General features: G+C 26.1%; 6 protein-coding genes. 1 reads left to right on the forward strand and 5 read right to left on the reverse strand.

The features are described from left to right. Positions 1-193: 193 nt before the first annotated feature. From MPF19_RS04460 to MPF19_RS04475, 4 genes are all read right to left on the reverse strand, one after another. Positions 194-3,397 carry a sacsin N-terminal ATP-binding-like domain-containing protein gene (locus MPF19_RS04460; protein ID WP_249986956.1) on the reverse strand — a complete coding sequence of 1,068 codons (3,204 nt, stop codon included), beginning with the start codon at positions 3,395-3,397 and terminating at the stop codon, positions 194-196. 3 nt (positions 3,398-3,400) lie between these two features. After that, a complete protein-coding gene (locus MPF19_RS04465; RefSeq protein WP_249986957.1) occupies positions 3,401-6,295 on the reverse strand; it encodes a DEAD/DEAH box helicase in 2,895 nt (964 codons plus the stop codon). 393 nt (positions 6,296-6,688) lie between these two features. Beyond that, a complete protein-coding gene (locus tag MPF19_RS04470) occupies positions 6,689-7,807 on the reverse strand; it encodes a Fic family protein (RefSeq protein ID WP_249986958.1) in 1,119 nt (372 codons plus the stop codon). A gap of 140 nt (positions 7,808-7,947) precedes the next feature. Then, positions 7,948-9,063, reverse strand: a complete 1,116-nt coding sequence (locus MPF19_RS04475; protein ID WP_249986959.1) for a hypothetical protein — start codon at positions 9,061-9,063, stop codon at positions 7,948-7,950. A 214-nt stretch (positions 9,064-9,277) separates the two neighbouring features. Here MPF19_RS04475 and MPF19_RS04480 point away from each other — a divergent pair, with 214 nt between their 5' ends. Further along, the gene (locus MPF19_RS04480) at positions 9,278-9,499 is read left to right on the forward strand and encodes a type II toxin-antitoxin system Y4mF family antitoxin (RefSeq protein ID WP_249986960.1); all 222 of its coding nucleotides are present in this window, start codon (positions 9,278-9,280) and stop codon (positions 9,497-9,499) included. A gap of 583 nt (positions 9,500-10,082) precedes the next feature. On the opposite strand, the gene MPF19_RS04485 is transcribed toward MPF19_RS04480, so the two are convergent. Next, the gene (locus MPF19_RS04485; RefSeq protein WP_249986961.1) at positions 10,083-14,603 is read right to left on the reverse strand and encodes a sacsin N-terminal ATP-binding-like domain-containing protein; all 4,521 of its coding nucleotides are present in this window, start codon (positions 14,601-14,603) and stop codon (positions 10,083-10,085) included. Between the last annotated feature and the right edge of the window lie 5 nt (positions 14,604-14,608).

Here is a 14,608-nt window from a genome sequence, read left to right on the forward strand (position 1 = left end):
TTTTTATAAATATAATTTATTTCCAAATACAATATGTAATAATCCCTTTATTTAAAGGGGTTTTAGTGTGTTGGGGTGGAGTTAAGGTGTAGGTTTTTATCTTCTTTTTATTGATATAATCAAGTAAAAGAAAATAAATCTAAACTTTATAGGTTAATTACATTTTCTAAAAATTGATTTCTATTAAATAAATTTAATCATTTTTCATTGTCATCATATTGAAAAACTGAAAAAAATGCTCTTCTGTATAAAAAATATTTTGGTTGATATTTAGAAGTCTAATGGATGCTTTATGCATATCTATTTCAATAAAATCGAAGGCTTCTGGAGCCTCTTCTACACTTGTTTTAGATTGTACTAAATCTGTAAAATCTTCAAAGGATAAACAGGACAAGTCTCCTATTTCCTGTAATTCGTCTATGAAATAAGGAGAAAAATCACCATACTTTACCATAGAGTGACAAGTTGGACAAAGGCATAAGGAACTTCCTGCTTCAATTAAATTTGTTTCCTGTTTGGTTACTTTTTCACTAATCCAATCAAACATTTCAAAATATTTACCTTTGTTATCTTTTAAATCAAAGGTAAAACCACAAATTTGACAATGACCTTTGTATTGGGTTTTTAAAAATTCTCTTGTTTCGTTTTTACCTATTTTTACTTTGTATGATGAATCATATCTTTTGTTATATTTAGAAGATTTTTTAATGTTCCTTTCTAATTGTTCTTGAGATTTTTCTTTGTATTTTTTTTCATTAGTTATAACATCAGGATCTATATGAGCTTCTGTCTTGTCTATTTTACGTGAGTGTTTCGATATGGCAACTATTAAATTAGGTTTTGCTAATTTTTTATATTGATCATTTACTTTTTCATCTATTAATTTTTGAATATCATCAGTAGTAATTCCACATTGTTTCATATTCATTAACGTCTCAGGAGGCAGGCCCGAAAGCTCTTTTGCAGCTTTTTCTTTTTCCTTGTATTCAGCATTATTCTTGGTTATTGCCTCTCCAAATTTAATTTCTGTAAGCCAGCCATTTTCATTATCATATTTAAAGTTATCAGGTAACATTTCCTTTGAAATATCACAGGGTTTATAAAACTTACCATTCTTATCAGGAATCCAAGCATTCTCAATTAAATCATATACTAATGTAGAGGAATCAATATTGGTTTTCGAAGTTTTAATTCTTCTATAACGAGCTGTTAACACTCGGGAATTAGCTTTAACCATAGTACTCCAAATTAATTGGTTTATGGGAAGTGAATCCTCAATTAAAAGCTGATCTAGATCAATTATTTCGTAATCTTCGCTTATTGTATAATATGATGTAGTTCCTCTATCATATAGACGTTTGGAGAAATTTCGATGATGAGTAGCTTCTTTTTTAGATATTGGAATTCTTATATTTACATTTAAACTTTGTAAAATTGAAGTAAAATCATCTTTATAATTTATCTTATTATATAAATCACTTAACAAGTGATACCCTTCAATCACACCATCTATTAAATGCAGGTTTGTATCTAAAAACGGGAAATCTAAAAGAATTTTATTAGGTGAAACACGTTCTTCCTTATTATTGTAAAGAATCTTTTTACTTCCAAATAAGCTATGATCTCTTGTTTCTTTAAAATACCGTAAAAATAAACTCCAATGTTTTAAATGTTTTGTTTTAGAAATTTGTTTGGTAGTCGCATAGAATTCCTCTAAGATTAATTCAACTCTTTCCTTAAGGTCTATTTCTTTAACTCCTAATTCAATTAAAAACAGTTTTGATTTTTGATTCTTTGCTTTTGGATCATTCTCATACACTTCATTGTGTACATAATTAGTATTACTATTTACATCATCTGTCTCATTTGAAAAATAGCATTTGTTTGAATTATAATTAAATATGTCGTATTCAAGTTTTATTAAATAGTCCAACTCTGAAATGTCAACATCATTTTTATTGTAAAGATCAAAAAGAAGTTCGTATAACTCTTTAACCCATTCATTACTTTTATTGTTCAATATAAGTTTAAGTTCTATTTCAGAATAATTATTTTTAGTATATGAGCCGTATGAATAAAAGATAGAATCTCTAAGTTCTGAAAACCCATTAACAAGATTATCAGGACTAAGTAGTTTTATGTTTAAATTTTGTAAAAATTTATCTTCTCTATTATTTCTTTGAGATGGATTTTTTATATAATAGATCGTTGAATCCTTAGGGAGATCTTCAAGTACTTTCAATACTTCTGTGTCGATTACTTTTTTTATGTTTTTTGAACTTCTATAGCATTTATTTGCAGGAACAAAGAGTCCTTCCTCTGATACTATATAATTTTGATTATTAAAGGCATTAACTAAACAATTTTGAATAGGTTTGTAAAAATCAGGAATATTGTCTTCAGGAATAGGTAAGCATTTTAAAAAATTGAAGTTTAATAATTTTTTATTTTTAATATATTGAAGAGATTCACTCGAAAGGTCTGCTATTAAATCTCTAAGTTGATTGTTTTCTGTTAAATTTTTAATACTATCCCTAGCTACGGTAGAAGCGAAAGGAGCGTGTATGTGAAATTTTAAATTACTTATTTCTTTTTCTGCAGGAAAAAAAATAGATACTGCACCATTTATAGGTGAAATAACTTCTTGTTTTGTTTTGATGTCTTTAGTTAATTTGTAAGCAATAGATACAAAAAGCTTTTCACTGTTTGGTAAATACTTTTTAAACCTTAACCAACTTTCTATGCTTTTCTCATTTTTATTAGAGATGATAACTCTTACATTATCAGTATTTTCTCTTTCAATAATGTTTGATACATTGTCATAATTATATTTAATTTTTTTTATTGAATTTAAGAAAAGAAGAGTATTGTCATGCAATTTTGATAAACCCAATTTTATCTCATTATATGCTTTTTCTTTTTGTTTGTCGGAATTGTTAAATGGAAATATCATCCATGTTTTTTCCTTTAAATTTTCTTTAGATTTGATTTCCAATGGAACTACTAAATCATTAATTTCAAATTTATAATCCCCAGAAAGTATTTTTGGAGATGATGTATATGAGAATACCGCTTTAAAACCTACACCAAATTTACCTATTTGATTTACATCATCTGCTTTAGTTCCTTTACCAATACTTGTAATTCCCTCAATATCTTTCCAATCAAAAGGTCTACCATTATGAATAAATTTCAATTCTTCTGTTGAAAGTTCAAAAGCTACTTCAGTAGCATTAGTATCTTCTGCATTTTGTAAAAGCTCGTAAATAAAATGTGCATTATCAGGATATAATTCTGTAAGTAATTTATAAATACCACCATCAAAATTATTTTCTCTGGTACTTTGAACCCAAGCATTTCTTTTGTTATGCAGTTCTTTTAATTGTATATTCTCCATTTCTTATTGCAATTCAATTATTCCTAATATTTCAAAACTACTGGTACTATTTTTTTGATTTTCTAGATCTTTTATTTTGTGCTCTCTTTGGGTTTTTAAATTGTCGATTTCACCAATTTTCATCCGTTTCACATCTTCATGAGCAACTTTTTGTTCCATTCTTTTTGCTCGGTTTATTTGTTTCTCAAAATAACTATTTACTGATTGTATTTTAATATTAATAATTCTTGTTTGATCTTCTAATTCAGTAATTTTATAGGATTCTAGTTGGTCTACAATTTGAGGTGTAACATCCGTTTTTAATCTTTCGAAATCAATGCTACTTTTTAGTTCAACTTTACTGCAATTGGAAATAAAATTGAAATAATCTAGTTCTTCTGTAAAAGATAAATCTTTATTAAGAATAAGCGTTTTTAGGGTAGATTTTGGTTTTTGCAGTTTAATATTAACTCTATAAATAACGGCTATCTTATTTGTGTAATTTGGATTGAAAGCTTTTGAGTAGGTAGTGCTATAATTTTTAGAACTTGTAATCATATGAATTATAGGATTGTTCAAGAATAGATATAATGTCTGATAATCATCGTTGTTATTTGTAGAAAAACTTACTCTTAACTCTTTATACTTATGTACCTTTTGTAATAAAAACCTTTCTTCTTTGTATTTTATAGGGTTGGTTCTTTTATCACTTAGATTTCTTTTTAATTCCGTTATTAATTTTTTTCTATTTTCATTTGATAGTTTAAGTGTTTCGTCTTTTAGTTCTAGAAACCCTATATTATTATCTACAAGATATCTACTAAAAATACTTTTAGTTTGGCTTTGCAAAAGTTCAATTTTATTAGAATTTAAAAGGATTTCTTGCTTTTCTTTAGATTGATAATCGTCATTAATTAATCTTTCAACTTCAATATTTTGAGACTTAATTTCAACTTCTTGTCTTTTTAAAGATAACTCCTTTAGGTTTATAACTTCATCGATTTCTTCTTGAGAAAGCGCAATTAATTTAGTGATGTTTAATTGCTTTTCTAAATCTCCTAGAATTGGTTCTAATTCACCGATTGAGTCTTCAAAAATATTTAGTTTTTGATATAACTTAAGGTAAATTCTATCCTCAATTGAACCTGCAATACAAAGATTGAAAATATGTAGTTTGTCAAATTTCTGACCGATCCTATCTATTCTTCCTATTCGTTGTTCAACTCGCATAGGATTCCAAGGTAAATCATAGTTTACAATTACATTCGCAAATTGCATATCTAACCCTTCACTACCAACTTCACTGGATAATAAAATATCAAAATGGCCATTTTTAAAATCTTTTATTTTTGAAAAACGTTCTTCAACACTAAAATCACCATGTATTTTCCCCACTTGATATCCTAAGTTTATCATTTTTTTCTCCAAATAATTCAATGTGAATTTAAAGAATGAGAATACAATTATTTGTTTTAGACCTCCTGTATGTAATTCTTCAATAATTTCTAAGAATTTTATAAATTTAGCATCTTTATCTCCAATTAAATTACCTTTAGAAATAACATCATCTAGATAATTTAATGCTTCCAATTTCATATCAATATCTTCTTGAATATCATCGAAGTCATCGTTGTTTTTTAGGAATAACTTTCCACTTTTTCGAACTTCTTTAAAGTTTTCTAGTGAGGCTATCATTGATGAACTTGCCATTCTTTCAGGCATAATTGTTATAAATCCTTGTGGTGTACTAGGGTTTAAGAATTTTACGAAATTGATTACAGCATCATAATAATTTTGCTCTTCCGTAGAAATTTCCACAATTGCAGAAATAGCATTTCTAGGTATTAATCTTCCAACATCTTTCTTTTTAGATCTATTAATTATAAAACTTAAATGATCAGACTTTGTTAATTTATCAATTAATTCAACTCTATTTTTACTTTTAAGCTCATCTAGTTCAGCTATTATTTTAAATGTATCTATTAGAAGTTTGGGGTAATTTTCATTACTATTCGCTGAGATGTATTGTTTTATACTTTCTAAAGAGTTGCTATTTCTTAATAAAGCAATTGTTTTATGAATTACAGCATTAGGAAAAACCATTTTCTGGAAATATTCATAATCTCTAAAATAATCATCATCCAAAAGATATAATATGTTAAACAAATCTCGAAGACTATTTTGAACAGGAGTCGCTGTTAAAAAGATTATATGCTCAGCAATCGAAGTTATTACCTCGCCACTTTCAAACGTAGAAGTATCATTGTTTCTCATTGTATGAGCTTCATCCATAATTAAAAAATCAACTTCAAATAAACTATTCTTAAGTTTTTTTAACACACGTTCATCTCTTAAGGTATGGTATGAAATAATTATTTTTTCACTGAATGATTTTGAAGTATTGAAGTTTTCAAAATCATCTATTAGTTTTATAAACTGGTTGGTTTTTTTAATTTCAAAGTATTCCTCAAATCTAATGTTGAATTCTTCTTGCCATTTAAGAGTTAAAGATGATGGAACGACAATTAAAGAGATTTTTAATTCTTCCCTACTATCAATTTCTTTAAAAATCATTCCTGCTTCGATTGTTTTACCTAAACCAACTTCATCTGCAATTAATACACGATTATTATCAGAATTCAAAAATTTAATTAATGGTTTGTATTGGTGAGGTTCTGGTATTAATCTATTTGAATTGTATGAATAAAAAATATCATTCAAAGGGTTATTGATACAGTTCAAATAAATATTTTCTTTAAATGTTTCTAATGAAGATAATTGAATTTCTTGCGTTACTTCTTTTATATCTGATTTAGCGACCGTTTTATATTCACCATCTATTAATATTTCAACGTATTCATCTAATTCATTAATTATTACAGTGTTTTTATTTGTTGGTAGGTAAATTGCTTTTTTCACAGTATTTTTTTTATCATTATAGAGGGATTGTTCTCTTAAAAAATTAATTTATATTCTTAATAAGTTAACTTTAAATATTTGCATTTTCTTTTGTTCTGTATTAAAAACAACCTTCTATTTCTTTTAAGGATCTAAAGTAAGAAAACATAATATATTGTCCTTTTTATTTAAAAGAATTTAAGGGGCTACTTTTGTTGGTATGAATTTATATGATTAAATTAGATTTATATTATGTGTATTCTGTGCTATGTAGAAACCTGCTTTTGCTTTCATAATACAATATGTAATATTCCTTTTGTTTAAAGGGTTTTTAGGTGTTTAAGGTAGAGTAGTGGTGTAGTGTTTTGTCTTCTTTTGATTGATTTAGTCAAGTAAAAGAAGACAAATATAAAATTAAATGGTTTTTATATTCAATTCATAACGACTGCTTTTTAAAGTTCCTGTTTTTGTTAAAACACCTTTATCCACCATATCTTTTAAATCTCTCGTAGCGGTGGAAGCAGATGTTTTAGCAATTTTAGTATATTTTTCGGCACTTAATCCACCTATAAAACCAGTATGTCCAGCTTCAAAGATTCTTAACGATACTTTATATTGTCGTTCGTTTAATTGATTTTTATATCGTTCAAAAAACTTTGCTTTTTCTACAATAAAATCTACACGTTTTAAAGTGTTTTGTTGAGCATTTAAAATAGTTTCGCTAAAGTATTCTAACCAGTTGGTAATTTCTAAAGTTGTATTGTTGGTTTCAAGTGATGTGTAATACATTTTTCTATTACCTTCTATGGTGTGTGATAATGAACTTAATGTTGGCTGTTTAGAACTGATGGCAATAGATTTTTCAGCTAATGCTCTTGCAATTCTTCCATTTCCATCTTCAAAAGGGTGAATACATACAAAATATAAATGCGTAATACTAGCTTTTGCAAGTGGTAATATATTTGTATTATTTGGATGATGCACTTTATTGAACCATAAAATAAATTGTTCCATTTCAATAGGTACTTTGTCCGATGGAGGGGCTTCAAAATGAACATTGGGTCTATCAAGCCTTCCAGAAACAACTTGCATTGGATCTGTATGTGTTCTATAGCTTCCAATATTTGTTAAATCTCTTCTTCCATTGGTTAACATTTTGTGCCAATCAAACAGTAGATTATGACTTAATGGTTGATTGAAGTGATGATACAAATCAACCATCATTTCAGAAATGCCAAGTTCTGCAGGTGCTATTTTTCTTTTGTCCGTAGCAAAACCGAGATTTTTTTTAATGGAAGATTGCACACTTTCTCTATTCAAAATTTCTCCTTCAATTTCTGAAGTTTTTATAGCTTCTTCACTAAGTATTTCTACTAATAAGTCATCTTTAGAAACCCCTTCTATATGTTTTATGGCGCCTAATACAAGTCCTGAGTTTTTAGAAAATTGCATTTCTAATTGTTCAAGAGTCTCTTTGTTATAAGTAAAATTAGGCCATTCTTTGTGTAGCCAATTCCAATTTTTATATACCATGAGCTATAAATATGATTTTTATAGCTCAAATATAATGAAAATTTGGGCTATATTTTTAGTTTTTATCGCCCAAATTTTATTTTGAATTATTAGGTATTAAAATACAAGTCAGAAAAATTAATATAATTTTTAGCTGTGATTTAGTATCTATAGCGACTTTTTTCTTTTAAAGTATCTCTATTAATATCTTCTAAAAGACCTATTTCTTTTTCAATAAAAGGATCGTACCAATCAGCTTTTTCTTTAGCCCAATCTATCCATTCTTTTTCCTTAATATTTAAATTGTTTGATTTGATAGTAAAATCTTCAAATTCTTGAATATAATTCCTAATATATTGAGATTTATGCCATCTAGTTGCTGTAAGGAAAAGAGATTCAAATTTAGATAGTTCTTCATCTTTTAACCTTTGTAATTCTTCTTCTTTCTTGCGTTTTTCTTCTTGTTGTTTATTCCAAACAGCTCTTTCAATAGCTTGTTGTTCATCATTTTTAACTTTTAATTCTAACCAAGAAATAATATCGATTAGTTTTTCCTCAATTGGTTTTGTTTTACTATCAGACCATTCTTTAATCGGATATGAATGATCTAATTTAAGGCATAAATTACCTGTAGGCTCTAGGTCAAATGAATCCCAACTATATGTTGTTTCTTTTTTTACTCGTTTATGTTTTTCAATTAGCCTAATATTGTAATGTTGTTCTCTAATTGTAATTTTTGTTTCAAGATTTGCTGTAATCTGATAATCATTTTTTTCAAGTAGAAAGATTAAAGTATTCATGAATTTTAAGGCTCTAGCAAAAAGTTTATCAGTTACATCAATACTTATTACATCTAAAGTATCTATTTTCATACTCCAATTATTTTTTTTATTTCTTATTCTAAGCTTATCGTGATAAACTTTTGTAGCAGTTATGTATTTGTGAGGCTTATTTAATTTTTTAGGTACTTCAAGTTTATTTCCAAAACTATTTTGAATTTTCTCTTTTATGAGTGTTAATTCGGTAGAAGGAGTATAGCTCTTTTTAACTAATGATATCGTAGGGTTTTCGTTTTGTGTAGGAAGTTTTGTTTTCTTTACTTTTTTATTAAATTTTAGTTTGGACCAATAGCCTAATTCAGGCAATGGTATTTTATGTTTTATACAAATTTTTCGAATAGCTGTGTCCGAAAAGCCATATTCTTTTGCAATATGAGTAACTGGTTTTGTCCAAACTAAATTATATAACTCTATTCTTGTTAATGTTTTGTTTTCCATAGGGTTTAGCATTAATTTTTAAATTAATTATTCCCAATTTAATAATTTTTATTCTCTATAAATTATTTTTGAGTTTTTTGAATTGAGAATACCAATAATTCGTGAAGTTTTAATTTTATATCTTTTTACATATAATTTAAGTTAAATACGTCTTTTTATATGCATTAAGATATAAAAGTTTATTTTTGATTAAATTTATATTTAATTATATATAATGAAGAGTTTATCTGAATTTGTTAAAGAGCGCAGAAAAGTGGCTAATTTAACCCAAGTGGAATTTGCAGATATAGCAGGAGTAGCGCTAACTGTTGTACGTAAAATAGAGCAGGGGAAAACCAATCTAAACCTAGATAAAGTAAATCAAGTTTTAAGTATGTTTGGTCATACATTAATGCCTATTAGAGAAGAAAGAATAGAAGATAATGAGGTAAGATAATAGGTCTTATTGTTTACTCCCTTTTTAAAATTGATTTGATGAGAAGTAATTCATCCGTAATAACTTTATAAATAATAAAATTATTAAAGAATTTTTTGAGCCGTTTAAATTAATTAATGGGTTCAATATGTTTTAAAAATATGAGTTGATTACAGATATCAAATAATGTGATAGGTGTCATATATGGCACTTATCTTGAGTTTTTAATATTTTTGTACTCTATTTATTGGTTAAAGTGTCTTTTAGTGCACTATTTATGTTTGTTTTTTACCAACTTAACGAAATGAAACAAGCAAAGATTTGAGATAAGGAAATACAGCGACTTAGTGAGAATTTTGCGCAGTTGAATAAGGTAAGTTTTAATAAATCTCTTTTAAAATTAATAAACCTTATTTTATAGTAAGTTTAAAACACTTCTATTTTATAAAAAGTTAAACTTGTTTTGAGAGAGTAATAACAAGGAAGATAGTTTTTTTTCTGCTTTACCATATATTGAGTTTATTATGTGTAAGTAAATTAATAAAATGTTTAATTTACTTACACATAGATATAATAATACAAACTGTTTTTATGAATAGAATATTTAAACAATTTCTAAATGAACTAAATATTCGTTTATGGTAGTTTTATATTTTGGATTTGAAAAGAAGTCCTTAATAATTATTATTTTGTTTTTATCTTGTATGAATAACCATATTTCATAATTTTCTTTTTTTCTTAAGCCAAAATCGTATTCTGATTTTGATAAATAAAAACTACCTGATTCAAAGGATTTTACTTCAACATACTTTACAGCTCCATCTTCATTTGTATACTGAATATCATAATGAAAAAATGGATCAAATAGAGCTACAGGGTCAACATCCTTGTAATTATTATAGTATAAATAGTCTAACACAACCTTTTCTGCCATGTCACCTTTCTTTTTTTTCTTTTTATCATCATCAAAAGAAGGCATGTAAACACCTCTATTACCTTTATTTTTGGACACCGAAACCTTTCTTGATTTTAAAGAATCACTATTTAGAATTGTTGGTTGATTTTTTTCTTCTAAAGAATTTGATTCAGGCATTTTATTTTTTTTACTATTCTGAGTTGGTGAGTTGTCTTTTAGTTCGACTTTGATACTTTCAATCGCTGATTCAAAAAAGATTAAACTCCTTAGCTTTAAATTAGTTTCAATTAAATGAACTTCTTCAGAATTAAAATGCTTTAAATTTGAAATTATTTTTTGGTCTAAATTTATAATTTCAACTAATTTTAAACCTGTATACTTTTCTTCAATGTAGTCCTTAACAATTTTATCTAAATTAAAATCAAATTGAAATTTCAATTGATTAGCTTTTTTTGAAGTGAATTCATTTTTGTTTTTATACTTACCAATTAAGTTTAAATATTCAGACTGTTGATCAAAACTAGAAATTTCTAAAGATTTCCACAAAGAAGATTTAATTATACTAGATTTTTTTTCAATTGCTTGCTCAATAATTTTATAGTTTAAGTTATACAAATCTATTTTGTAAAATGCATTCTTATTAAAGGTTAATACATCTATGTCTAGTTTGTTGAATAGGTTTTTAATTATCTTTTGATTCTCCGTAGTATTTATATTTGAATAACCAATATTTGGTAAAGATTCATAGTCTAAAAATTCTAAAATCTTAGAATAATCTTCCTCCAATAATTCTAAAGAGTTCCATCCCCTTATATTATAAATACTTTTCCAAAAACTAACCTTTTCATTAGCCTTCCCTAATAAAATATTAGCTTCATCAATTACACCTGAACCAAATTTTTGTTCAATTAAATGTGAATTATAACTTTCTGTATTTCTTACTAAATATCTAAAATCATCTTTTTCATTATTAGTATCAAAGGTATTTGCTAAAATTTCAGCAAATATATCAGCAAATTTAGGCTCTAGTAAAACATCTTCAATACTTGTATTGGTTATTGCTATTAAATAGTGATTATTGCCTTTATAATAATACTCAAAATCATCAATTATAAATAAGTTGTTTTCTATTGAGCACTCTATTTTATCACAAAGTTCAATAATAATATTTTTTAATTTAGACGCATCGTTTTCTTTACTTTTTTGAGTGGTTAAATTTTCTAACCTAAACGAAAGTATAAACGGTTTTAGTTTTTTAAAAATATCATTAAAGGCAGTACTTAGCTTTTCATTTTTTAACGAGTTTTCGAGTTTGGAGTTTAAATCTTTAATATCATTTACTTTAAATAACTTTATTGCGGTAGCACCACCAGATCTAGATGGGTAATTTAAAATCGGATATTTATCAGTAAGATTTTCAGGCAACTTAATATTGTCGCTAAAATATATTTCCTCTTGTTTAAACAAACTATATTTACCATTACTTTTGGCAAATAAGCTAACAGGAATTGTTAGTTCAAGTTTCTTTTTTCTATAATGCTTATATACTTTTTTATAAAAATCCTGACTTCCTTTACCCTCTATTTCTTTTGCGTGATTATTTAGTTTCTCAAACAAACTTGAAATATAGCTAATAGATAAATCATTAAAATCTTCTTTAGCGTTTAACAATAGCAAACTATTATTTATTTTAGTTCTACTAATATCATTAACTAAAAACAACCGATTATCATACTTGATTTTTATACTGTTCAACCAACTTGTTTTATCTTCAATTAAATGGTTATGAAATTGAAACTTTCTATTCGAAAGTATTTTAAATTTAATGTATGACGGGGGTTTATTTGCTAGTGGATAGAAATAGTGATGTTTAATTTCTCTAACTTTATAAATATCTTCATTTTCTTCATCTGAAAGCTGCTTTTCTAATTCTTTATCAAAACTTAACCAAAGTAATAACTTCTCAATTGTAATTTTATTTAAAATTGTATCAAAATCAGCAATTTCCTTATAGGTAACCGTGTAAGACCTATAATCTACTTGAGAAATATTATAATTTTTTACATATTGTACATAATTATCTAAACCAGCTGATTTTGAAAGCTGTGTATTATATTTAACATAGATATTAGTTTGCAACCAAACTAAATATTCTTCAATCTTTTTTATATCAAAATTATCGGCTAGAATATCAAATCCTAACATTTTTGGTGAAGCAATATATTCGCTTTGAACATAGATTTCGTCAAAAATCTCTTCGGTTAATTTCCCTTTTGGATAATATGTAGATAAATACAAGTCTTTACAAATTGAGACCTCTCCATTTTTATTTATTGTAGGAACTGAAGTTTCCTTACTGAAATTATAAACTTCATCTGTTATCAAAAAATTGTTATACAAACATCTATTCATTTCTTGAATTATTGACTCTTTATCTATCTCTGTAAGCTTTAATTTACGGTTGGTTTCAGATATGATTTTAAGAGCTAGGCGATTAGGTTCATATTCATGGATATTACAATTATTACTTAACTTTTGCATTACAAAACGACTTCTCCCTATTTTTTCTTCTTTATTAAAATCAAATAATTTTGAGAGTTTATCATATAAAACTTCATTTAAGAAATGAATTTTAGTTCCAATAGGTCTTATTAAATTTTTGTCTGTTGTTTTGGGTGTAAAAATGTATTCATCAGCTTTAATAGTAACTTCATTTTCATCTACTAAAAAATCGAATTGTTTTAATGGAAAAGCTTTTACAATTTCATAAATAAAAAGAGCTCTATAATCTATACTTAATTCTGTTTTTGAAATTTTATTAACAATTGAAACTATGTCGTCTACAGAACTTTTAATTTGATAGTTTAATAAATTGAGATCTTCTTCTTCAATGGGAATTAGGTGATTAGGAAAGGAACTTTCTAAAAAAAGTTTTTGGATCATTTTACTAAATGAATAACTAATATATACAACATCACTTTTTTTATAATAGTTATTATCTACACAAGGAAATAGTTTTTCTTTTAAAATTTGCTCTTCTAAAGTTTCAAAAAAACTATTTAAAGAAGTATTGGTTTTATTATGTTTTAAAAATAACAAAGGTTTCCAACTTGCCTTAACTGTTTCTTTAGAAAAAAACTTAGCAGTATTGATAATTAATGTTGCTAATCTTTTTAGAATAAATTCATTTTTACTTATTCCATTCTCATTTTTATCATTTGAAATTCTTTTTCTATTCTGGTCTAATTCAAAAGTTCCATGTATTAAAAAGGGAAATGACAAAGGCTCTTCTGTTAAGAAATAAGAATATAACCTATTAACGTTATCAGAAAAATCATTTTGAAAAGCTAACTTAAGCTGATAGAATTCTTTATTTGTAGATTTCTTATCTTGATATTTTTCATCTAACTGTTTTATTACTTCTACTATATTCCAAGTTTTATTATTTATGGTAATAACAGATGTTGGAGCTATTACATTTGGAGAAATACTTAATATTTCTTTCTTAGTAATTATAATATCCTCTTGATTATCAAAACCTTCAAATTTTATTTTTTTTACCTTGTTTAAAAACAGTAAAGTTTCTTCTGTAATGCTTTCTACTTGCTCTACAATATTTTTATAAAAACCTTCTTTATAAAATATCTCTATAGTAGTAGTATAACCATTCCTTATTTCTTTTTCGGTTATATCAGGATAAGAAAGTAAAGGTAATGGCGTTACGTTTTCTACTAAACCTCTTTCTTTTAGTAAAGCCATCCGTTCTTCTTTAGAAGGGTATAAGCTTTTAAAGGCATTTTCAATAAAATGAGGTGCATATTTTAAACAAATACCATTACTATATATATTAATTTCATTAGCCCAGTTTATTATGGAACGAAACCCAAGGCCTTTATTTCCAATGAATTTACCTGAAACCTTAGAAGACAAACTAGCATAAAATAATGAATTATATCCTTTTTCTGAAAAAGGTGTACCTATGTTAGATATACTAAAAACTTTACGTTCTTTATCTATTTTAATTAAAACTTCAGGTGAATTTTCATCATCACAATTTTGAAATAACTCAAGTATTTGTCTTCCATTATACCCTTTGTTTGTGTCACTTTCAGTTTTAAAAGCACTAAACATTAATTGTGGGTCTTTATAATTAGATAGTACTTTACTTCTTAACGTTAATAAATTGTTTTTTAAGTTCTGACTTTCCATATTTA

Origin of the sequence: Polaribacter sp. Z014, from assembly GCF_023555435.1 — a bacterium.
In the GTDB taxonomy this organism is placed as follows: Bacteria; Bacteroidota; Bacteroidia; order Flavobacteriales; family Flavobacteriaceae; genus Polaribacter.